Raw genomic sequence first — 22,181 nt, forward strand, 5'->3', positions numbered from 1 at the left:
CTCAGTTTCCTGCCGCTGCGGTGGCCAGGGCCGCCAGAGTTTCATTGACCTGGGGCAGCTCGGCGGTTTTCATCTGGCCCTGAACCTGTTGCAACAGGCCTGCCATGGATTGGGTCTTGCGCGAAGCCGGGTCGAAATACTTGTTCAGCGCCATATTCGCGGCGGCCAGATCGGCACGGGCCGATTCCATCTGTCTAGCTAACAAGCCCAGGCGGGCATTCAGCAGCTTGAGTTTGAGGTTCTCGCGCAAAAAGAAGGTTTGCTCTGGCGACAGCAGGGCGGCTTCAGGTTGCTCGATGCGGCTGACGCGCACCAGCTTGCGGGCTTCCTGGTAGACCACGTTCAGCCAGCGTTGCCACCACTGCGCAGCAGCGGGGTTTGCGGCTTGTGCGGTATTGCTGACCAGGCTGCCGCTAGCGACGGCGTTGACGGCTGGCAGCTCATCGACCTGGCGCACCAGCTCATCTAGCTTGACCAGCAGGCCGGGTGTGTCGGTGGTGTTGGCGGATTTGATGCGTTCCGTGTCATGGGCAATGGCGCGCTGCAAGGGCGCCAGGCGCGGATGGGAGGCGCGTGAGACGCGGTCGTCGGCGGTTTTCAGGGCGGCCAGCAGGGGCTCGGTGCTGCCGGTCAGCTGGGCTTGCTGCTGTGCCAGGCGCACGGCGGATTCAATGTCCACCACCAGGTTTTCGTCACGTGAACGCGACAGGCTTTGCATCAGGTCTTCCAACTGGCTGCGCTGCAGGCTGGTTTCGCTGACGCGGGCATCGGTGACTGCCTGGCGCGCGGCGGTTTCGCGGGCCAGGTCCTGGGCCTGTTTGGCGATGGTGCGGGCCTCTAGCGACTGGGTGCCGGCGTCGGCGCTCTGGCGGGCCAGGTGTTCCTGGATGTTGACCAGCTTCTGCCATAGCAGGCCGCTGCTTAGCAAAGCCCCGAGGGCTACGCCACCCACGATCAGCACCAGGGCGCGCGAGCCTTTGGCGGGGGCCGGCGCGGTGGGAGCGGCGGTTACAGGGATGGGTTCTGAGGGCAGCTCGGCATTCATGCCTGCGATTCTATCGAGGCCACTATGGCATTCAATGTCGGACTGGTTTCCCCCACCACGGCAAAGCCCGCCTGGCGCGCTGCCTGGGCGATACGGGGGTGGGTGGCCAGCGCGCGCGCCGTGCCGAGGCATGCGGGCGGCAGCAGGGCTTGCAGATGGGCTACTGCTTCAGAGCTGCTGAACAGCCATACCGATCCATCGCCGCAGGCCTCCTGAGCCAGCGCGATTTGTGCCGCACTAAAGGTTGGTGCCCGTCGCTCATAGGCCACCACGGTATCCACCTGTGCGCCGGCTGCCGCCAATTGCTCGCTGAGCCAGCTGCGGCCCGCACTTTCCCCGGTGTGGTCGCTGCCGCGCACGACCAGCACCCGGCTGCCCGCATGCACACTGGGCGCCACGACCTGCCACAGGGCTTCGGAGTCGAACTGGCCGGCCGACGCGTCTGGCGCATCAATTTGGTGGCCCGTCAGGCCCGCCTGGCGCAAGGCGCTGACGGTTCCTGGGCCTGTGGCCCATGCTCTTGTTTTGATAGCTGATTGCGCAGGTTCTATATGCGCTGGAGCCTGGTTGGATGCATAAAAGTGGCGCACTGCATTGGCGCTCACAAACATGGCGGCCTGGTAGCTCGCCAGCTCTTTCCATGCCCTGTGTACCGGCTGCAGCTGGGTGGCGGCGGCGATCTCAATCAGAGGCAGGGCGTCGGCCTGCAGGCCGTGGGTTTGCAGATCGCGCACCCAGCGCTGCGCGTCCTGCGCGGGCCGGGTGACGATGACGCGGGGTAGCGGTGCCGTGGGCTGCTTCAATGTGCGCCACCGGCGCGTAGTTGGGCCGCAACCTGTTCGCCCAGGGCAGTGGCGCTGGCCAGATCGCTCACGGGGGCTTGTAACGCGCTGGTAACCAGTGGCGCAGGCCGTTCGGCATCGCCCCAGGCGGCAGCAATGTGCAGTTCAGTGCCCTGCCAGGTGGCAAATGCTGCCAGCGGCATGGAGCAGCTGCCGCCCAGGCTGCGGCTGACGGCGCGCTCTGCCGCCACGGCCTGCCAAGTGGGCATATGGGCCAGCGGTGCCAAAGCGGCCAGCAGGTCGCTGCGATTGCCCCGAATCTCGATGCCCAGCGCGCCTTGGCCGGCGGCGGGCAGCATGGTGCCGGGGGCAAAGCGTTGGCGTATGCGCTCCGCCAGGCCCAGGCGTACCAGGCCGGCGCTGGCCAGCACGATGGCGTCGAATTGGCCTTCGTCGAGCTTGCGCAGCCGGGTGTCCAGGTTGCCACGCAGGGGCTCGATCCGCAGGTCGGGGCGCAGCGCGCGCAGCAGCACGGTGCGGCGCAAGCTGGAGGTGCCCACCACGCCGCCCTGCGGTACATCGTCCAGGCGGGTGTAGCGGGGCGATACCAGGGCGTCGCTGGGGTCTTCACGCTCCAGCACACAGGCCAGGCAGAAGCCGTCCGGTAGCTCCATGGGCACGTCTTTGAGCGAATGCACGGCAATGTCGGCGCGGCCTTCTTCCAGGGCGATCTCCAGCTCCTTGACGAACAGGCCCTTGCCGCCGACCTTGCTTAGCGAGCGGTCCAGGATCTGGTCGCCCCGGGTGGTCATGCCCAGCAGGCTGACCAGGTGGCCACGTTGCTCTAGCAGGGTTTTGACGTGTTCAGCCTGCCACAAAGCCAGGCGGCTTTCGCGTGTAGCGATGACGATGTGCAGGGGGGAGGTGGGTGTGTGGCTCAAACCGGTAACCTGTTGGTAATTTTTGGAGGCGATTGGCGTCGTTTCCGGGGGAGGTCGATGCTAGCATGGGGCCTGCCCGCGTATTCTCCCGTTCTTTCCCCTCGATCTTTTACCGCACCATTCGAAAGTTCACGCATGACCTCGGCAGATTCCTCCCCCGCCAGCGCCGCCAAGCGCACCCCGCCCAGCCCCACGCCCGTGACGCGTTCGGCCAGCCGGGACAAAGACAATGAACGCCCGTTGGTGGAGGACATTCGGCTGTTGGGCCGTATTCTGGGCGACGTCATCCGCGAGCAGGAAGGCGTTGCCGCCTACGAATTGATCGAGCAGGTCCGCAAGCTGTCGGTGGCCTTTCGCCGCGACGCTGACACCGAGGCCGACAAGGCCCTGAAGAAGCTGCTCAAAGGCCTGACAGGCGACCAGACGGTCAGCGTGATCCGCGCCTTCACCTATTTCAGCCACTTGGCCAACCTGGCCGAAGACCGCCACCACATCCGCCGCCGCGCCGTGCACGAGCGCGCGGGTGACACCCAGGAAGGCAGCATAGAAGTGGCTCTGGCGCGTTTGCGCTGGGCGGGTATAGCTCCTAAAACAATAGCGCAAACCCTGGCCAACAGCTATGTTGCCCCGGTGCTGACCGCCCACCCCACCGAAGTCCAGCGCAAGAGCATTCTGGATGCCGAGCGTGACATTGCCAAGCTGCTGACGGTGCGCGATGAGACACGCGAACGAATGGTCGCCAATGCCAAGGACGCCCTGGCGCCGCGCGAGTTGGCCCTGAATGAAGTCCAGCTGCGCGCCCGTGTCACGCAGCTGTGGCAGACCCGTTTGCTGCGCAAGTCCAAGCTGACTGTGGCGGACGAGGTGGAAAACGCCCTCAGCTACTACGAGTCCACCTTTCTGCGCGAGATTCCCAAACTGTATGCCGAGCTGGAGGAGGCCTTGGGCAGCCACCCGGTGCACAGCTTTCTGCGCATGGGCCAGTGGATAGGCGGCGACCGCGATGGCAACCCCAACGTCAGCGCCCAAACCCTGGACTACGCGCTGCGCCGCCAGTCCGAGGTCGCACTGCGCCATTACCTGACCGAGGTGCATTACCTGGGCGGCGAGCTGTCCCAGTCCGGCAGCCTGGTCTCCATGTCGCCTGAGCTGCGGGCCCTTGCCAAGAGCTCGCCCGACGCCAATGTGCACCGCCAGGACGAGCCCTACCGCCTAGCCTTGACTGGCATGTATGCGCGTTTGGCCGCCACTTTGAAGGACTTGACCGGCGGCGAAGCGGCCCGCCACGCGGTGGCGCCGCAGAACGCCTATGTGCTGGCCGAAGACTTTTTGGCCGACCTGCGCACTATCGAAGCCTCCTTGCTGGCCAACCATGGCGCACCCCTGGCGGCGCAGCGTCTGCACCCACTGATCCGTGCGGTGGAGGTGTTTGGCTTCCATCTGGCCACCGTGGACTTGCGCCAGAGTTCCGACAAGCACGAGGAAGTGGTTGCCGAGCTGCTGTCGGTGGCGCGTATCGAGTCGGGCTATTCGGCTCTGGACGAGGCGGCCAAGCGCACGCTGCTGCTGGGCTTGTTGAATGACGCACGGCCTCTGCGCGTGGTCGGCGCCCAGTATTCCGAGCACGCCTGCAAAGAAATCGCGATTTTCGAGATGGCCCGCGCTAGCCGCGCCCGCTTTGGCTTCCAGGCCATACGCCACTACATCATCAGCCACACTGAAACGGTGAGCGACCTGCTGGAAGTGCTGCTGCTGCAGAAGGAAGTTGGCTTGATGCACGGCACGCTGGATGCCAAGGCCACGGTGGATCTGATCGTGGTGCCGTTGTTCGAGACGATCGAAGACCTGCGCAATGCCGCGCCCATCATGCGTGAGTTCTATGCCCTGCCGGGCGTGGCCGAGCTGCTGCAGCGCAGCGGCGCCGAACAGGACATCATGCTGGGCTATTCGGACAGCAACAAGGATGGCGGCATCTTCACCAGCAACTGGGAGCTGTACCGCGCCGAGATCGCGCTGGTGGACTTGTTCGACCAATTGGCCAATAGCCACAACATCACCCTGCGCATGTTCCACGGCCGTGGCGGCACGGTGGGGCGTGGTGGTGGTCCGAGCTACCAGGCCATCCTGGCCCAGCCACCCGGCACGGTGCGCGGTCAGATCCGCTTGACCGAGCAGGGCGAGGTGATCGGCTCCAAATACGCCAACCCCGAAATCGGCCGGCGCAATCTGGAAACCCTGGTGGCGGCCACGCTGGAAGCCACCTTGCTGCAGCCCACCAAGTCGGCTACCCCGGCTTTCTTGAAGGCGGCGGCCAAGCTGTCTGAAACCAGCATGGCGGCCTACCGCAATCTGGTCTATGAAACCCCTGGTTTCACTTCTTACTTCTTTGATTCAACTCCGATCCGCGAGATCGCCGAGCTCAATATCGGCTCCCGTCCGGCCTCGCGCAAGGCCAGCCAGAAGATCGAAGACCTGCGTGCCATCCCCTGGGGCTTTAGCTGGGGCCAATGCCGCCTGACGCTGCCAGGCTGGTACGGCTTTGGCTCTGCCGTGGAAGCGTTTTTGAATGAAAGCGGTGCCGCAGGCAGGAAGGACGCGCTGGGTGTGCTACAAAAAATGTACCGCCAATGGCCATTCTTCCGTACGCTGCTGAGCAATATGGACATGGTTCTGGCCAAGAGCGACCTGGCCCTGGCTTCGCGCTATGCCGAGATGGTCAGCGACGCGCGCATGCGCAAGCGTATCTTCGCCAGCATCGAGTCCGAATGGCACCGTACTGCCGGCGCCCTGGCGCAGATCACCGGTGAGAAGCAGCGCCTGTCGGGCAATGCGGCCCTGCAGCGCTCCATCCGCCACCGCTTCCCCTACATCGATCCGCTGCACCATCTGCAGGTCGAGCTGGTGCGCCGCTACCGTGCCGGCCAGGGCGACGAGCGTGTGCAAACCGGTATCCACATTTCCATCAACGGGATTGCCGCCGCCTTACGCAATACGGGCTAAGCGGCCTCGCTGGCATACGGGTTGCTCTGCAATAATCAAATCAAGGCGCTTTTGCGGCGCCATGGCTTGTTTATTTCCAGGGAGTTTTTTGATGTTGATCCAACCCGTTGTCCTGTCCGGTGGCTCAGGCACGCGCCTGTGGCCGCTATCTCGTGAAAAATACCCTAAGCAGCTGCTGTCCCTGGTGGGCGAGGATTCGCTGCTGCAGGCTACGGTGCGCCGCGTAGAAGGCCTGGGCACCGGCACGCTGGCTCCGCCTATGGTGGTGTGCAACGAGGAATACCGGTTCGTGATCGCAGAGCAGCTGCGCCTGATGGGCCAGCCCGGCAGCATTGTGCTGGAGCCCACCGGACGCAACACTGCACCCGCGCTGACCTTGGCCGCCTTGGCCGCCCAGCGTGACGGTGCCGACCCGGTGCTGCTGGTCATGCCGGCCGACCATGTGATCGTAGACAAGCCCGGTTTCCAGGCCGTGGTGCGCCAGGGTGCGGCGCTGGCGGCCGATGGCGCCATCGTTACCTTTGGCATCACGCCGGACAGTCCGGAGACTGGTTATGGCTATATCCAGGCCGGTGCGCCCTTTGGTGCTGGCGGCGCTGCGGTGATTTCGCGTTTTGTGGAAAAGCCCGATCTGGCCACCGCGCAGAGCTATCTGGATGCCGGGACTTATTCCTGGAACAGCGGCCTGTTCATGGTCAAGGCATCCGTTTGGCTGGCGGCCATGGCTGTTTGCCGAGCCGACATCCTGGCGTCCTGCCAGGGGGCCTGGGACGCAGGCAAGACCGACGGCGAATTTGTGCGCGTAGGCAAGGAACTGTTCAGTGCCTGCCCCAGCGACTCTATTGATTACGCGGTGATGGAGCGCATAGCTTCGGGCCAGGCTGGTTTGCCGCCCGGCGTGGTGATCCCGCTAGCTGCCGGCTGGTCGGATGTGGGCGCGTGGGATGCTCTGTGGCAGGTCTTGCCCAAGGACGACCAGGGCAATGTGGCCCAGGGCGATGTGCTGTTGCAGGATTGCCGCAACACCCTGGCCCTGTCCGAAGGCCGGCTGATTGCCTGCGTGGGCATTGAGAACGTGGTGGTGGTGGAAACCGCCGACGCCATTCTGGTAGCCCACAAGGATAAGACCCAAGACGTGAAGAAAATCGTCGACAGCTTGAAGAAGCAGGGCCGCTCCGAAGGTCAGCTGCACCGCAAGGTTTACCGTCCCTGGGGCTGGTACGACAGCGTGGACATGGGCAAGCGCTTCCAGGTCAAGCGCATCGTGGTCAAGCCGGGCGGCATCTTGTCGCTGCAGATGCACCACCACCGCGCCGAACACTGGATCGTGGTGTCCGGCACCGCCAAGGTCACGCGCGGCGAAGACAGCTTCCTGGTGACCGAAAACGAATCCACCTACATCCCCCTGGGCACCACCCACCGCCTGGAAAACCCGGGCCGGGTAGAGCTGGAAATGATCGAAGTGCAGTCTGGCAGCTATCTGGGCGAGGACGACATCGTGCGCTTCGAAGATATGTATGGCCGCTAGACGCTTTGATCTGATCGCGTTTGACTGGGATGGAACGCTGTTCGATTCCACCGCCATCATTACGCGCAGCATCCAGGAGGCGGTGCGCGATGTGGGTGGCACCGTGCCCAGCGATACCGCCGCAGCCTATGTGATCGGCATGGCCTTGATGCCGGCCCTGGCCCATGCCGCGCCGGATGTTCCAGCATCCAAGCATGCTGAGCTGGGCGAGCGTTACCGCCACCACTATCTGCAGCACCAGCATGACATCACGCTGTTTGCCGGTGTGCTGCCCATGTTGACCGAGCTCAAGGCGCGCCAGCACACCCTGGCCGTGGCCACCGGTAAGTCGCGCCGGGGGCTGGACGAAGCGTTGCAATCGGTGGAGTTGGTGGGCATGTTTGATGGCTCGCGTACCGCTGACGAAACCCAGGGCAAGCCGCATCCCCGCATGCTGCATGAGCTGATGCGCGAGTTTGGCGTCGCGCCGGAGCGCACGCTGATGATCGGTGATACCACCCACGACCTGCAGCTGGCGCTGAATGCCGGCTGCGCCAGTGTAGCTGTCAGCTACGGCGCCCATGCGGTGGATGGGTTTTCGGTTCTCAATCCCTTGGCCATTGCCCATTCTGTGGTCGAGCTGCACGATTGGTTGCTTGCCAACGGCTGATTTTCACAAGCAGATTTCCATGCAAGCCATTCCCCTGTGCAATAGCCCCGACCTGGTCGAGGGCGGTGACGCTGTGCCATTTGATGTTGTCTACCTGGGGCAAACCTGTCGTGCCTTCGCTATCCGTTATGAAGGCCAGGTCCACGCCTATCTGAACCGCTGCACCCATGTGCCTATGGAGATGGACTACCAGCCCAACCGTATCTTCGACGACTCCGGCCAGTGGCTGCTATGTGCCACCCATGGTGCGGCCTACCAGCCCGCCACCGGCGACTGCATGGGTGGTCCTTGCCGGGGCGGCTTGGTGAAGATTGTCCTTTCGGAAGCCGATGGCAAGGTGCGCTGGCATACTGCCCCCCAATTAAATACTGTTGAATTCTGAATATGACCGACCCGAATCTCCCCGGTGGACCCGATACACCGCCCACGCCGCGTGAACGCTCTGCGGACGCGTCTGGATGGGAGCGCGCTACCCTGGAGAAGCTGGCATTCGCTTCCCTGGCCGAGCAAAAATCCGCCCGCCGCTGGCGAAATTTCGTGCGTCTGGCCTGGCTGGTGTTTTTGATTGCCATGGTCTGGATTGGCCTGGACCGTGCTGCACCCACCCCCGACAAGACCACCGCCCACACCGCAGTGGTGGAGATCAAGGGCGAGATTGCCGCTGGCGCCGATGCCAGTGCCGAGTTCGTGGTGGCTGCCATGCGCAGTGCCTTTGAAGATGAGGGCGCGCAGGCCGTGGTGCTGCTGATCAATTCGCCCGGCGGCAGCCCGGTACAGGCCGGCATCATCAACGACGAAATTCGCCGCCTGAAGGAAAAGTACAAGAAGCCGGTGTATGCCGTGGTGGAAGAAACCTGCGCCTCGGCCGCGTACTACATCGCGGTTGCGGCCGACGATATTTATGTGGACAAGGCCAGCATCGTCGGCAGCATCGGTGTGTTGATGGATGGTTTCGGCTTCACTGGCCTGATGGACAAGCTCGGCGTAGAGCGCCGCCTGATGACCGCCGGAGAGAACAAGGGCTTCATGGACCCGTTCAGTCCGCAAACCGAAAAGCAGCGCGCATTTGCCCAGAGCATGCTGGACCAAATACACGCACAGTTTATTGACGCCGTGAAGACCGGCCGCGGCAAACGCCTGAAAGAAACCCCCGAAACCTTTAGTGGCCTGTTCTGGACCGGCCAGCAGGCCGTGGAGATGGGTCTGGCCGACCACCTCGGCAACCTGGACTATGTGGCGCGCGAAGTGGTTAAGGCCGAAGAGCTGGTGGACTACACCCGTCGTGACAACGTGGCCGAGCGCTTGGCCAAGCGCTTCGGTGCCGCCGTGGGCGATGGGTCCGTGCGCGCCCTCAAGGGTCTGCCCGTTCTGCGCTGAACGACTTCAGCGCCCGATGGCAAACACGGCGGGTTGGTCTGGGACCAGGGCCGCCGTGTTTTTTTGGCGCCAGCTTTTGACCGTGTCGCTCAGCGTGCGGCCCTGTTCCAGGGTTAGGCCACTGCTGACTGCCAGCCGCGTGTTGTGCTGTAAAGTTTGTAGCAGCCCCTGTAGTAGTTGCGCGTTGCGGTAGGGCGTTTCTATAAAAATCTGGGTCTGCCCGGTTTTCAGCGCCAAGGCCTCCAACTCGCGTATGCGCTGGCCGCGCTCCGGTTCTGCCTGGGGCACATAGCCCACAAATGCGAAGTTCTGCCCGTTCAAGCCGCTGGCTGCCAAAGCCAGCAGCAGCGACACCGGCCCGACCAGCGGCACCACCTCCATGCCGAGCTCGTGGGCAGCGCGCACCACCGACGACCCTGGGTCGGCCACGGCGGGCATGCCGGCTTCACTGACCAAGCCGATGTCAAATCCTTGCAGAGCTGCAGCCAGCATGGGCTTGGCGTCAAAGCCCGCCTGGTGGTCGCCTTTTTTATGGACCTCGCGCGGCAACTCCTGGATCTGTAGCGCCTGGATCGGCTGGGTCAGCGGGTACAGGCTGTCTACCCGCTTCAAGTAGGCGCGGGTCGTCTTGGCGTTTTCGCAGACCCAGTGCTGCAGGCGCGCGGCTACACGCAGCGTGCCGGCGGGCATGACCTCGTCCAGCGGCGTTTGTGTTTTGCAGCCAAAGTCCAGTGGCGCAGGCACCAGGTAGAGCTTGCCCGGCGTCATAGCAGGCGGACCCCGGCCGCGCGCAGCAATTGGCAGGTGCGGATCAGCGGCAGGCCAATCAACGCGGTCGGGTCGTCGCTGTCGATGGCGTCCAACAGGCTGATGCCCAGGCCCTCGCTTTTGGCGCTGCCTGCACAGTCATAGGGTTGTTCGGCCAGCAAATAGGCTTCGATTTCCGCGTCGTCCAGCTGGCGGAACTGCACCCGCACGGGCGCCAGGGTGGTTTGTTCAAAGCCGGTTTCCAGGCAAACCACCGACACGGCGGTCTGGAATACCACGGTCTGGCCGCGCATTTGTCGCAATTGTGCAACGGCCCGTACATGGTTGCCCGGTTTGCCCAGAGGTTGACCGTGCAGGTCGGCAACCTGGTCGGAGCCTATGACTACCGCATGCGGAAAGCGCGCAGCTACCGCCCGTGCTTTGTCCAACGACAGGCGCAGCGCCAGATCGCGCGGGGCTTCGCCCGCGCGCGGGGTTTCATCTACATCGGGCGCCGATACTTCGAAGGGAATGCGCAGGCGCTGCAGCAGCTCTTGCCGGTAGCGCGAGGTCGAGCCCAGCACCAGGCTACGTGGGGAGGAGGGGGGCGAAGAAGAATGCATGGCGGGATTCTCTTACACTGCACACCATGAAAACCGAGAACCCCGCCACTCCCTTTGATGTACGCGCGTTTGCGCAAGCTGCGGGATCGCGCACAGCCCAAGATTCGCTACAAAAATACGAGCGCCTTGCGCAGGAAGTATCTGCGCCAGCGCCCGATTTGATGGTGAATTGGAGCATACAGGGCGAAGCGCGCCCGGTGCCCGGCGAGGCGCCTGAAATCTGGCTGCATGTGCAAGCCGACACCAGTTTGCCCTTGACCTGCCAGCGCTGCCTGACGCCGGTGGAGGTGCCACTGGCGGTTGATCGATCGTTCCGTTTCGTGGCCGACGAGGAAACCGCTGCTGCTTTGGACGACGAGTCCGAAGACGACGTGCTGGCGCTGGACCAGGAATTCGATCTGGCCAATCTGATCGAAGACGAGCTGCTGATGGAGATCCCCCTGGTGCCGCGCCACGATGTGTGCCCGGTGGCAGTCAAGCTTGAAGTCGTGGACCCTGATTTCGAGGCTGCGCTGGCCGAAAAGCCCAAGCCGTTTGCCGCCTTGGCGCAGCTGCGCAAGGGCGGTTCTGATTGACCGCTGGTGTCCATATGCCGGCTTGGGCTATAATCTAAGGCTTCGCGCGAAAAAGCCTATGTGCTTTTGGTGGTTCGGATGGGTTCTATATAGACCGTTTTGACCCATCTTTATGGACGGCCGAGGGTGCCTCGGTTTTGACTGTTTCGCGCCTCCTTCCGTTTTCGTGTTTGTAATCTTATTTAAGCGTTTAGATTTAAACGCATTTACCAGGAGCCGACCATGGCCGTCCAACAAAACAAAAAGTCCCCTTCCAAGCGCGGTATGCACCGTTCGCACAACGCACTGAACGTGCCTGGTATTGCTGTGGAGCCCACCACCGGCGAAACCCATTTGCGTCACCACATCAGCCCCAACGGTTTCTACCGTGGTCGCCAGGTGCTGAAGAACAAATCTGAAGCCTAATCTGCGCTTTAAATACAAGGCCCGGCGCTACGTAACCCGTAGCTTCGGGCCTTTGTCTTGATGTTTGTCACTTTTGATTTCACCGCTGCAGGCGGCACGGGTTCGGCATGATCACTCTGGCTGTTGATTGCATGGGTGGCGACCACGGACCGGGTGTGACCTTGCCTGCGTGTCGCCAATTTCTGGATAAACATCCCGAGGCCAAGCTGTTATTGGTCGGTCTACCCGACCGGCTGGCGGGTTTTAGCCATCCGCGTGCAAGCTTGGTAGCAGCCAGCGAGGTGGTGGGCATGGATGATCCCATCGAAATCGCGCTGCGCAAGAAAAAAGACTCGTCCATGCGGGTGGCGATTGCCCAGGTCAAGCAGGGTGATGCCCAGGCTGCCGTGTCTGCGGGCAATACCGGCGCGCTGATGGCGATTGCACGTTATCTGCTGAAGACCCTGGACGGCATAGACCGTCCCGCGATTGCCGGGCAAATTCCCAACGCCAAGGGTGGCGCCACCATGGTGTTGGACCTGGGTGCCAATGTGGACTGCCAGGCTGAACATTTGCTGCAATTTGCTGTCATGGGTTCGGCCTTGCTCTCGGCGCTCAGCGACAACGCCAGCCCGTCAGTAGGTCTGTTGAACATTGGTGAAGAAGCCATCAAGGGCAATGAAACCATCAAGCAAGCTGGGGAGTTGCTGCGCGCAGCTGCCAGTTCGGGTGATCTGAACTTCTACGGCAATGTGGAAGGTAACGACATCTTCGTGGGTACCACTGATATCGTGGTCTGCGACGGCTTTGTCGGCAATGTGGCGCTGAAGACCAGTGAAGGGCTGGCTGCAATGATTGTCGGTTTTTTGCGTGCGGAGTTCTCTCGCAGTATCTTCACTAAATTCACGGCAATTTTGGCAAACCCGGTTCTATCGGCGCTTAAAAAGCGCATGGATCACCGTCGCTACAACGGCGCAGCCTTGTTGGGTTTGCGTGGATTGGTGTTCAAGAGCCATGGTTCGGCGGATGCGTTTGCTTTCGAACAGGCCTTGAACCGGGCGTATGATGCAGCCCGAAACAACCTGCTGGAACGGGTCCAGGCACGCATCGCGCACGCAGCACCGCTTTTGGTGGTGGCAGTAGCGCCCGTGCTGGAAGCCGCCGCACCCATGAGCGCATGACGAGAACCTATTCCCGTATTACCGGTACCGGTAGCTACCTTCCCCCCCGCCGTTTGACCAATGCCGACCTCGTCGCCGAGTTGGCAACCCAAGGCGTAGAAACTTCAGACGATTGGATCGTGGAACGCACCGGCATCCGGGCGCGCCACTTTGCAGGCGCAGGTGTCTCTACCAGTGATCTGGCCCTGCACGCAGCCCGCCAGGCCCTGGAAGCTGCAGGCCTGGAGGCCAAGGATATCGACCTGATCGTGGTGGCGACCTCTACGCCAGACATGGTCTTCCCATCCGCAGCCTGCATTTTGCAGAACAAGCTTGGCATCGCCGGCTGCCCCGCATTTGACGTGCAGGCGGTGTGCAGCGGTTTTGTCTACGCGTTGACCGTGGCCGACGCTATGATCCGCACCGGCACAGCCCACAAGGCGCTGGTCGTTGGCGCCGAGGTGTTCTCCCGCATTCTGGATTTCTCGGACCGCACGACTTGTGTGCTGTTCGGCGACGGCGCGGGTGCCGTGGTGCTAGAAGCCTCGGAAACCCCGGGCATTCTGGCCAGTGATTTGCACGCCGATGGCAAGCATGTGGGCATTCTTTGCGTGCCCGGCCAGGTGTCGGGTGGCGTGGTGGCTGGCCATGCCATGCTCAAGATGGATGGTCCGGCGGTGTTCAAGCTGGCCGTGGGTGTTTTGGAAGAAGCCGCTCGCGCCACCCTGGCCAAGGCCGGCAAGACCGAGGCTGACATCGATTGGCTGATTCCGCACCAGGCAAATATCCGCATCATGCAGAGCACGGCCAAGCGCCTGAAGCTCTCTATGGACAAGGTGATCGTCACTGTCGACCAGCATGGCAATACCTCGGCCGCATCGATCCCGTTGGCCCTGGATGCCGGCGTACGCAGCGGTAAAGTCAAAAAGGGTGACACCCTCATGCTGGAAGGCGTGGGCGGCGGTTTCACCTGGGGTGCAGTACTCTTAAATCTATAGCTGCTTGCGCAGGCAATATCTGCGCTATAGGCAGTTTTGATAGTTAACTCTATGAACAATTTTGCATTTGTATTTCCGGGCCAGGGCTCCCAGTCCGTGGGCATGCTGGATGCCTGGGGGACCCACCCCGTGGTGGTCCAGACCCTGCAAGAGGCATCCGATGCTTTGGGTGAACATATTGCCCAACTGATCCAGCAAGGCCCGAAAGAGGCGCTGGCCCTGACCACCAATACCCAGCCCGTCATGCTGGTGGCTGGTGTGGCCGCCTACCGGGTATGGATGGCCGAGACAGGTGCCGCACCATCGGTGGTGGCCGGCCATTCTCTGGGGGAATATTCCGCCTTGGTTGCCTCTGGCGTGCTGACGCTGGCCCAGGCTGCACCCCTGGTGCGCTTTCGCGCCCAGGCCATGCAGGATGCCGTGCCCGTGGGCATGGGTGCAATGGCTGCCATTTTGGGCATGGATGCTGCAAAAGTGATAGCTGGCTGCGCAGAAGCTACCAGCGCGACACGTGCTTTGGGTGCTGAATTTGCAGCTGAGGTGGTGGAGGCTGTCAATTTCAATGATCCCGGTCAGACCGTGATCGCAGGCAGCAAGGCTGCGGTTGAAAAAGCCTGTGAAATGCTCAAGGCCAACGGTGCCAAGCGCGCTTTGCCTTTGCCGGTGTCGGCGCCGTTCCACTCCAGCCTGATGCGGCCTGCTGCTGACAAGCTGCGCGAGAAGTTGGCTACGACCACTTTTGCCGCGCCCCAGATTCCCGTAGTCAACAATATTGATGTGTCGGTTGAAACCGATGCAGACCGCATTCGCGACGCTCTGGTGCGCCAGGCCTTTGGTCCGGTGCGCTGGGTTGAATGCGTCGCGGCCATCAAGGCGCGCGGTGTCTCCACCTTGGTGGAGTGTGGGCCGGGTAAGGTGCTGGCCGGCATGGTCAAACGCATCGATGGCAGCCTGACGGGCCTGCCCCTGTTCGACCCGGCCAGCCTGGCCGAGGTCCAATCCACTGTTTTGGGAGCTGCTGCATGAGCGCCGTGGAATTTGCGGGCCAGGTGGCCCTGGTGACTGGCGCCTCGCGCGGTATTGGAGCCTCTATCGCCCTGGAGTTGGCGCAACGCGGCCTGAAGGTCATTGGTACAGCCACCAGCGAAGCCGGTGCCGCTGCTATCAGCCAGGCGCTGGCGGCTTTTCCCGGTTGCGCCGGCAAGAAGCTGGATGTCAACGACGCGGATGAAGTGACTGCCGTGGTCGATGGCATTGCCAAGGAATATGGCGGTTTGCAGGTGCTGGTCAACAATGCTGGCATCACCCGCGACACCTTGGCCATGCGCATGAAGGATGACGACTGGGATGCGGTGCTGGACACCAACCTCAAGGCCGTATTTCGCATGAGCCGCGCCGTGATGCGGACCATGATGAAGCAGCGCTACGGACGCATGATCAGCATCACCTCGGTGGTGGGAGCTTCTGGCAACCCTGGTCAGGCCAACTACGCGGCTGCCAAGGCGGGGGTGGCCGGTATGACCCGTGCCTTGGCCCGAGAGCTGGGCTCGCGTGGCATAACAGTTAACTGTGTAGCGCCTGGTTTTATCCACACCGATATGACGGCCAGCCTGCCGCCCGAACAACAAGCCGCCCTGCTGGGCCAGATTCCGCTGGGCCATCTGGGCGCACCTGCGGATGTGGCGCACGCCGTGGCCTATCTGGCATCGCCGCAGGCTAGCTATGTGACGGGGCAGGAGCTGCACGTCAACGGCGGCATGTACATGTAAGCGGTATCTGCCGCATACGACCAAATCCAACCGTTCTATCCGTACGGTAGCCTGGGCAGGGGATCTTCAGCAGCCCGGCTAAAATCACGGATTCTTTTACAACACTCAGAGGGAACTATGAGCGATATCGAAGCACGCGTTAAAAAAATTATTGCCGAACAACTTGGCGTTGAAGAAGCCCAAGTGACCAGCGAAAAGTCTTTTGTGGCTGACCTGGGCGCAGACTCCCTGGACACCGTGGAACTGGTGATGGCACTGGAAGACGAGTTCGGCATCGAGATCCCGGACGAAGACGCGGAAAAAATCACTACGGTGCAAAACGCGATCGACTACGCCACCAGCCACCAAAAAGCCTAAATCAGGCTGCACATGGCCCGTGTGTTGCACACAGACCGGGAATGCGCGGTGTACATCCCCGTTTCTCGCTGTCTGCCCAGTTCGCGATAGCGCACTGTGCAACTCTTTTGCTGTTAACCAGACCTCTTTAATTTATGTCCCGTCGTCGCGTCGTTGTCACAGGTTTAGGATGCATAAGTCCCGTGGGTAACACGGTGGCTGATTCGTGGTCGGCTTTGCTGGCCGGCCAGTCAGGCATCGACATGATCCGCGCATTTGATGCCAGCCCTTTCTCCTGCAAATTTGGCGGTGAGGTCAAGGGTTTTGATATCACTACCCTGATTCCCGAGAAGGAAGCGCGCCATATGGACCGCTTTATCCATCTGGGACTGGCGGCTGCGATAGAAGCGGTGGCGGACGCGGGACTGCGTACCGGCGACGCATTGAATGAAGACGAGGCCTCGCGCATAGGTTGCAATATCGGCTCCGGTATCGGTGGCTTGCCCATGATCGAGGAGACGCATTCCGAGTTGGTAAACCGGGGTGCACGGCGGATTTCGCCGTTTTTTGTGCCGGCGTCCATCGTCAACATGATTTCGGGACATGTCTCGATCAAATTCGGCTTCAAAGGCCCGAACATCGCCGTGGCGACTGCCTGTACCACGGGTTTGCATGCCATTGGCACGTCGGCCCGCATGATCGAGTACGGCGATTGCGACGTGATGGTGGCCGGCGGAGCCGAGTCCACCATGTCGCCGTTGGGCCTGGGCGGGTTCGCAGCAGCGCGGGCTTTGAGCACGCGCAATGACGACCCCCGTACCGCGTCCCGCCCCTGGGACAAAGACCGTGACGGCTTTGTGCTGGGCGAGGGTGCCGGTGTGATGGTGCTCGAAGAATACGAGCACGCCAAGGCCCGTGGCGCCAAAATTTACGCCGAGATCGTTGGTTTTGGCATGAGCGGTGATGGTTTTCACATGACCGCTCCGAACGTGGATGGCCCCCGCCGCTCCATGCAGATGGCACTGAAGAACGCGGGTGTGAATGCGGACCAGGTGCAATACCTGAATGCCCACGGCACTTCCACGCCTCTGGGTGATGCGAACGAGACCAATGCCATCAAGCTGGCTTTTGGTGACCATTCCAAGAAGCTGGTGGTGAACTCCACGAAGTCCATGACCGGTCACCTGCTTGGTGGTGCAGGCGGTATTGAAAGCGTATTTACCGTGCTGGCTTTGCATAACCAGAAGAGTCCGCCGACCATCAATATTTTCAACCAGGACCCAGAGTGCGATCTGGATTACTGCGCCAACACCGCACGCGATATGCATATTGACGTGGCGGTGAAGAATAATTTCGGGTTTGGCGGCACCAACGGCAGCTTGGTTTTTAAGCGCGTCTGAGCCAGTCCATCCTGATGCGATAGTCCACCTGACTTCCGCTATTCCATGCACAACGCCCCATCGGTGAGCTATCCGGTGGGGCGTTCTGGTATCCAGGGCTGGCTGACGCTGTGTTTGTGGCTATTGAGCCTGGCTACGGTGTTGGGCTGGTGCTGGCAGGCAGATGTGGTTGGTTGGCGGCAGTACCTCGCATTGGCGGCCGTTCTAGGGGCTGGGGCTGCGGCTGCGAAGGGCTGGAGCCAGATGCCGGCAGGAGTCCTTCGCTGGGACGGGCAGCAGTGGTTTTGGGCGGCTGCTGGCGAGCCTATGGCGGTTGTGGTGGCTTGTAGGTTGGACTTGCAGCGGCATCTGTTGTTGCAGTTGCGCCTCCAGTCGGGCCGATCATTGTGGTGCTGGGTGGCTTATGCCCAGCATCCAGAACGCTGGCATGACCTGCGCCGTGCTGTATATTCGCCCGCCGGACCAAAGGCCGATGTATCGGCTGTGTTTGGGTCTGAACCATGACTTCACTTCCACCGCCTATTTTGACGACACCTCCCACGGCTACTGATAGCGACCTGATGCTGGTGGAGCGCACGGTAGCGGGCGACCAGAGGGCTTATGGCCTGCTGGTCATGAAGTACCAGCGTCGCATCCAGCGCTTGATTGGCCGCATGGTGCGCGATGTGGACTTGGTTGAAGACATTGCCCAGGAAACCTTCATCCGCGCCTACCGTGCACTGCCCAAATTCCGTGGCGATGCGCAGTTCTATACCTGGCTGTACCGCATTGCGATCAATACCGCCAAGAAGACCTTGATGGATTTCAAGCGTGATCCCACGGTGTCAGAGGCGGCCATGCGTCCTTCTGACAACGACGATGAAACTTACTACCGGGAAAACGAACCAACCAGTCCGGACACCCCGGATACAGTGCTTGCCGCCAAGCAGATTTCCTCGGCAGTGAACGATGCCATGGATGCCTTGCCGGCGGATTTGCGGCAAGCCGTGACTTTGCGCGAGATTGAAGGCATGAGCTATGAGGACATTGCAGAAATGATGCAGTGTCCGATCGGCACGGTGCGCTCGCGCATATTCCGGGCCCGTGAGGCGATTTCGGCACGGGTCAAGCCCTTGCTGGAAAACCAGTCAGGCAAGCGTTGGTAAGTGAAGCACGATTTTGAAGATGCGCTAACAGGAAACAAGGTGATGCAAATGGGCACGGAACACGCGAACAATCCCCTGGACGCACTGTCGGCACTGGCCGATGGTCAGCTGCGCGGCGCGGCTTTTGCGCAGGCTGTCGAGCGGGTGGAGCAAGACGCCAATGCGCAAGCGACCTGGCATGCCTACCATGTGGTGGGTGACGTGCTGCGCTCGGACGAATTGGCGTTCTGTTCCGATGACCAGGCGTTTCTGGCCCGGTTGCAAAGTCGCTTGGCCCAGGAACCCGCACTGACGCCCACTGTGAGTGCTGCGAATTTGATAGCTATAGACGCTTATAAAGCGGGCGCAGAGGCCCATTTGTATGTTGAATCTGCTGCTTCTAAGGAGGCCAGTAACGAGCGTTTCTTTGGCTGGAAGCTGGTGGCCGGCCTCGCGTCCGTTGTGGCAGTTATGGCGGTCAGTTGGGGCGTTCTCAGCGGCTCTGGCGCTGCACCCACGGGGCCGCAGTTGGCGCAGGCAGATGTCCAGGCCCAGCCCTCCACCCAAGTACAGCAAGCCGTGACGTTGGCAGATGGCGCGCCCCAGGTCATGCTGCGCGATGCCCGTCTGGATGAGTTGATGGCCGAACACAAGCAATTTGGCGGCACATCCGCGCTACAGATGCCAGCTGGCTTTTTACGCAATGCGACCTTTGAAAGTCCAGCCCGTTAAAGGCTGTTGACAGGAAACCAGCGACATGCAAGTGAGGATCTGCAGGAAAGTAGTGTTGGCGGCGGCCTGTGCCTTGGGCGGGCTGTCGTGGGCGGGCGGGCAGACTCCCAGCGCAGTGGCTGCGACGGCGGAGACGGCCGGCAGTGAGCGTACGGTCAACGAATGGCTGATGCGCATGCACGAGGCCTCGCGCAAGCGTGCCTATGCGGGGACATTCGTGGTGTCGTCAGGCACGGGCAGTCTGTCCAGCGCACGCATCTGGCATGTATGCGACGGCGAGCAGCAAATGGAGCGTGTGGAATCCTTGACCGGGCCTCCGCGCACGACTTTCCGCCGCAACGACCAGGTGTTGACGCTATTGCCCGAGAGCAAGCTTGCTTATGCGGAAAAACGCGAGTCTTTGGGACTCTTCCCGCACCTGCTGCAAACCGGTGATTCTGCGATCGCGGAGTTTTACGGTGCCAAGCAGGATGGCAGTGAGCGTGTGGCCGGATTTGATGCCGATATGGTTGTGCTGCGTCCCAAAGACGCGCTGCGCTACGGCTACCGGATTTGGAGTGAGAAGAAGACGGGCTTGGTCGTCAAGTTGCAGACGCTAGACGCAGATGGCAAGGTGCTGGAGCAGGCCGCGTTCTCCGAGTTGCAGCTGGATGCCCCGGTAAAGATGGAGAAGCTGGGCCAGATGATGGCCAATACAGCGGGCTACCGTGTGGAGAGCAGTGCAATGCACAAAACCACAGCCTTGTCCGAGGGCTGGGTCTTGAAAAATACGGTGCCGGGCTTTAAGTCCATGAGCTGTTTCCGCCGCTCCGCTGCGGGCGCAACGGCCATTGCTGCCGAGAGTACTTTGCAATGGGTCTTCTCTGACGGGTTGGCATCGGTGTCTCTTTTTGTAGAGCCTTTTGACGCGCAGCGCCACGTCAAGGAGGGTGTCTTGGCCATGGGGTCCACCCAGTCTCTGACGCGCCGCATAGGCGCCTGGTGGTTGACGGTGGTGGGCGAGGTGCCATTGCAAACGCTGAAGGCTTTTGCGCAAGGGCTGGAGCGCAAGAAATAGCGCTGGATTCATCCGTTGGACCTTTGATTTTTGAAAGAAAGCATGACGATGTTGCCGCTCAGTTTGAAAAATGTACGTTTGCTTGCCGTAATGTGGACAGTAGTTGTGGCATCGACCGTGGCTTTATTGCCTGTCGCCCCAGCGCTGGCCCAGACCCGGACCTTGCCCGACTTCACCGACCTGGTGGAGCAGGTTGGGCCTTCGGTCGTGAATATCCGCACACTGGAGAAGGTGTCGTCCCGTGCCGCGGCAAACAACGGTATGGACGAGGACATGCAGGAGTTTTTCCGGCGCTTTGGCGTGCCGATTCCGAACACGCCGCGCCAGACGCCGCGTCAGCAGAAGCCGCAGCAGGACCCGGATGAAGAAACTCCGCGCGGCGTCGGCTCTGGGTTCATCCTCAGCTCGGATGGCTTCATCATGACCAACGCCCATGTGGTCGAGGGCGCCGACGACGTGATGGTCACTCTGACTGACAAACGGGAATTCAAGGCCAAGATCATCGGCTATGACAAGCGCAGCGATGTGGCCCTGGTCAAGATTGATGCCACCGGTTTGCCTGCAGTAAAAGTTGGAGATGTGAACCGTCTTAAGGTCGGCGAATGGGTCATGGCCATCGGCTCGCCATTCGGCTTGGAGAACACCGTGACGGCCGGCATTGTCAGCGCCAAGCAACGTGATACAGGCGATTACCTTTCCTTCATCCAGACCGACGTGGCCATTAATCCAGGCAATTCGGGCGGTCCGTTGATCAATATGCGTGGCGAGGTGGTGGGCATCAACAGCCAGATCTATTCGCGCTCGGGCGGTTTCATGGGCATTTCGTTTGCGATACCGATTGATGAAGCGGCCCGTGTGGGCGATCAGCTCCGGGCTTCCGGGCGCGTATCGCGTGGCCGCATTGGCGTGCAGATTGAGCAGGTTTCCAAGGATGTGGCGGAGTCTGTTGGTCTGGGCAAAGCGCAAGGTGCATTTGTGCGGGGCGTGGAGGCGGGTGCGCCTGCTGAAAAGGCTGGTGTAGAGGCGGGCGACATCATTACCAAGTTCGACGGCAAGGCGATCGACAAGTCTTCGGATCTGCCGCGTCTGGTGGGCAATACCAAGCCGGGCACGAAGAGCAGCCTGACGGTTTTCCGACGCGGCGCGTACAAGGACTTGTCGGTGGTGATTGCCGAGATAGAAGACGACAAACCCGCGAAGAAGGCATCCACCAAGGAAGAAAAGCCCAAGGCCTCTTCGGCTGGCCAATTGCTGGGGCTGGCCGTTAGCGAGTTGAGCGATGCTCAGAAGAAGGAGCTGAAGCTCAAAGGCGGCGTCAAGGTGGACAGCGCCACCGATGGTGCAGCCAGGGCCGGCATGCGTGAGGGGGATGTGATCGTGGCAATTGCTAATGTGGAGGTCAACACGGTTAAGGACTTTGAGGCGGCGGTGGCCAAGATGGACAAATCCAAGCCTGTAAACCTGTTGTTCAGGCGTGGTGAGTGGGCGCAGTACGCACTGATACGTCCCGGCAAGTAAGCGTCAGAAACGCCTAAAAGCCCCCCTTCCCAACTAGGGTTTGGGGCTTTTTTGTTGCCGAAAACCTGCAAACGAGCTGTCACAAAAAATTCTTGTTTGCCTTTTGGGTTCTTTTGATGTTTGTAGCTACTAACTTCAAAAAAGTGCTAACAACGATTTTGGATAGAATCAACGGCTAGCTCTATAGGTTTTGGACATATCAAAAATGGTGGAAACCACGATGCGGTACGAAGCCTTGTGGAACACCGGCGATCCACAGATCGCCCACAAGTTGTCCAGAAAACCATCCACAAGATCTGTTGATAAGTTGTGAATAAGCTGCCTGTTGTGGCCTTGCAACGTTTGCGTGGTGCCGGTGTGTGGGCTGTGCTGATTCGCCTTTTTACCTACAATGAAGCTCCAGCTATCGCAGTTGCCAAAGATTGTTGGTTCAGGG

22 protein-coding genes are annotated in these 22,181 nt (G+C 61.2%); 17 read left to right on the forward strand and 5 right to left on the reverse strand.

Translation table 11 applies throughout. The annotated features are described in order from the left end of the window. Window position 1 precedes the first annotated feature (1 nt). From AC4BBN_RS13280 to hemC, 3 genes are read right to left on the reverse strand one after another with little or no spacing between them, the layout of a single operon-like run. Window positions 2–1,045, reverse strand: coding sequence for a uroporphyrinogen-III C-methyltransferase (locus tag AC4BBN_RS13280; protein WP_490592439.1), 1,044 nt, complete (start codon window positions 1,043–1,045; stop codon window positions 2–4). After that, window positions 1,042–1,848 carry a uroporphyrinogen-III synthase gene (locus tag AC4BBN_RS13285; protein ID WP_490592440.1) on the reverse strand — a complete coding sequence of 269 codons (807 nt, stop codon included), beginning with the start codon at window positions 1,846–1,848 and terminating at the stop codon, window positions 1,042–1,044. Before AC4BBN_RS13285 ends, AC4BBN_RS13280 begins: the two co-directional genes overlap by 4 nt. Further along, window positions 1,845–2,768: a hydroxymethylbilane synthase gene (gene hemC, locus AC4BBN_RS13290; protein ID WP_490592441.1), complete on the reverse strand. Its 924-nt coding sequence runs from the start codon at window positions 2,766–2,768 to the stop codon at window positions 1,845–1,847. Before hemC ends, AC4BBN_RS13285 begins: the two co-directional genes overlap by 4 nt. Window positions 2,769–2,825: 57 nt before the next feature. Between hemC and ppc the strand changes: the two genes are divergently transcribed. From ppc to AC4BBN_RS13315, 5 genes are all read left to right on the forward strand, one after another. Next, a complete protein-coding gene (gene ppc, locus AC4BBN_RS13295; RefSeq protein WP_490592442.1) occupies window positions 2,826–5,768 on the forward strand; it encodes a phosphoenolpyruvate carboxylase in 2,943 nt (980 codons plus the stop codon). 91 nt (window positions 5,769–5,859) lie between these two features. Continuing rightward, window positions 5,860–7,296 (forward strand): mannose-1-phosphate guanylyltransferase/mannose-6-phosphate isomerase, encoded by a 1,437-nt coding sequence (locus tag AC4BBN_RS13300; protein ID WP_490592443.1) that lies wholly within the window; start codon window positions 5,860–5,862, stop codon window positions 7,294–7,296. Then, on the forward strand, window positions 7,286–7,945 hold the full coding sequence (locus AC4BBN_RS13305) for an HAD family hydrolase (protein WP_490592444.1): 660 nt from the start codon (window positions 7,286–7,288) through the stop codon (window positions 7,943–7,945). The genes AC4BBN_RS13300 and AC4BBN_RS13305 overlap by 11 nt, the downstream gene beginning before the upstream one ends. A gap of 19 nt (window positions 7,946–7,964) precedes the next feature. Next, window positions 7,965–8,327, forward strand: coding sequence for a Rieske (2Fe-2S) protein (locus tag AC4BBN_RS13310; RefSeq protein WP_490592445.1), 363 nt, complete (start codon window positions 7,965–7,967; stop codon window positions 8,325–8,327). Window positions 8,328–8,329: 2 nt separating this feature from the next. Continuing rightward, on the forward strand, window positions 8,330–9,322 hold the full coding sequence (locus AC4BBN_RS13315; protein WP_490592446.1) for a S49 family peptidase: 993 nt from the start codon (window positions 8,330–8,332) through the stop codon (window positions 9,320–9,322). A 6-nt stretch (window positions 9,323–9,328) separates the two neighbouring features. Here the strand turns inward: AC4BBN_RS13315 and AC4BBN_RS13320 are convergent, their stop codons facing one another. Then, complete coding sequence (locus tag AC4BBN_RS13320) at window positions 9,329–10,090, reverse strand: SAM-dependent methyltransferase (RefSeq protein ID WP_490592447.1); 762 nt, start codon at window positions 10,088–10,090, stop codon at window positions 9,329–9,331. Continuing rightward, window positions 10,087–10,692, reverse strand: coding sequence for a Maf family nucleotide pyrophosphatase (locus tag AC4BBN_RS13325; RefSeq protein ID WP_490592448.1), 606 nt, complete (start codon window positions 10,690–10,692; stop codon window positions 10,087–10,089). The genes AC4BBN_RS13320 and AC4BBN_RS13325 overlap by 4 nt, the downstream gene beginning before the upstream one ends. Window positions 10,693–10,718: 26 nt before the next feature. Between AC4BBN_RS13325 and AC4BBN_RS13330 the strand changes: the two genes are divergently transcribed. The 12 genes from AC4BBN_RS13330 (at window position 10,719) to AC4BBN_RS13385 (ending at window position 21,745) form a co-directional block, all read left to right on the forward strand. Then, a complete protein-coding gene (locus AC4BBN_RS13330) occupies window positions 10,719–11,267 on the forward strand; it encodes a YceD family protein (RefSeq protein WP_490592449.1) in 549 nt (182 codons plus the stop codon). Between the two features lie 222 nt (window positions 11,268–11,489). Then, window positions 11,490–11,672, forward strand: a complete 183-nt coding sequence (gene rpmF / locus AC4BBN_RS13335) for a 50S ribosomal protein L32 (RefSeq protein ID WP_005794249.1) — start codon at window positions 11,490–11,492, stop codon at window positions 11,670–11,672. Between the two features lie 107 nt (window positions 11,673–11,779). Continuing rightward, entirely contained in the window at window positions 11,780–12,832 is a 1,053-nt protein-coding gene (gene plsX, locus AC4BBN_RS13340) for a phosphate acyltransferase PlsX (protein WP_490592450.1), read from the forward strand. After that, a complete protein-coding gene (locus AC4BBN_RS13345; RefSeq protein WP_490592451.1) occupies window positions 12,829–13,809 on the forward strand; it encodes a beta-ketoacyl-ACP synthase III in 981 nt (326 codons plus the stop codon). Before plsX ends, AC4BBN_RS13345 begins: the two co-directional genes overlap by 4 nt. A gap of 51 nt (window positions 13,810–13,860) precedes the next feature. After that, window positions 13,861–14,835, forward strand: coding sequence for an ACP S-malonyltransferase (fabD, locus tag AC4BBN_RS13350; RefSeq protein ID WP_490592452.1), 975 nt, complete (start codon window positions 13,861–13,863; stop codon window positions 14,833–14,835). Next, entirely contained in the window at window positions 14,832–15,578 is a 747-nt protein-coding gene (gene fabG, locus AC4BBN_RS13355) for a 3-oxoacyl-ACP reductase FabG (RefSeq protein WP_490592453.1), read from the forward strand. The genes fabD and fabG overlap by 4 nt, the downstream gene beginning before the upstream one ends. A gap of 117 nt (window positions 15,579–15,695) precedes the next feature. Continuing rightward, on the forward strand, window positions 15,696–15,935 hold the full coding sequence (gene acpP, locus AC4BBN_RS13360) for an acyl carrier protein (RefSeq protein ID WP_490592454.1): 240 nt from the start codon (window positions 15,696–15,698) through the stop codon (window positions 15,933–15,935). A gap of 134 nt (window positions 15,936–16,069) precedes the next feature. Next, on the forward strand, window positions 16,070–17,314 hold the full coding sequence (gene fabF / locus AC4BBN_RS13365) for a beta-ketoacyl-ACP synthase II (RefSeq protein ID WP_490592455.1): 1,245 nt from the start codon (window positions 16,070–16,072) through the stop codon (window positions 17,312–17,314). 500 nt (window positions 17,315–17,814) lie between these two features. Further along, entirely contained in the window at window positions 17,815–18,459 is a 645-nt protein-coding gene (rpoE, locus tag AC4BBN_RS13370) for an RNA polymerase sigma factor RpoE (RefSeq protein ID WP_490592456.1), read from the forward strand. A 42-nt stretch (window positions 18,460–18,501) separates the two neighbouring features. Beyond that, window positions 18,502–19,170, forward strand: a complete 669-nt coding sequence (locus tag AC4BBN_RS13375; RefSeq protein ID WP_490592457.1) for a sigma-E factor negative regulatory protein — start codon at window positions 18,502–18,504, stop codon at window positions 19,168–19,170. A gap of 25 nt (window positions 19,171–19,195) precedes the next feature. Continuing rightward, window positions 19,196–20,227 (forward strand): MucB/RseB C-terminal domain-containing protein, encoded by a 1,032-nt coding sequence (locus AC4BBN_RS13380; protein ID WP_490592458.1) that lies wholly within the window; start codon window positions 19,196–19,198, stop codon window positions 20,225–20,227. 90 nt (window positions 20,228–20,317) lie between these two features. After that, window positions 20,318–21,745: a DegQ family serine endoprotease gene (locus tag AC4BBN_RS13385; RefSeq protein ID WP_490592459.1), complete on the forward strand. Its 1,428-nt coding sequence runs from the start codon at window positions 20,318–20,320 to the stop codon at window positions 21,743–21,745. Window positions 21,746–22,181 lie beyond the last annotated feature (436 nt).

This window comes from Rhodoferax sp. SPJ21 (assembly GCF_058216335.1).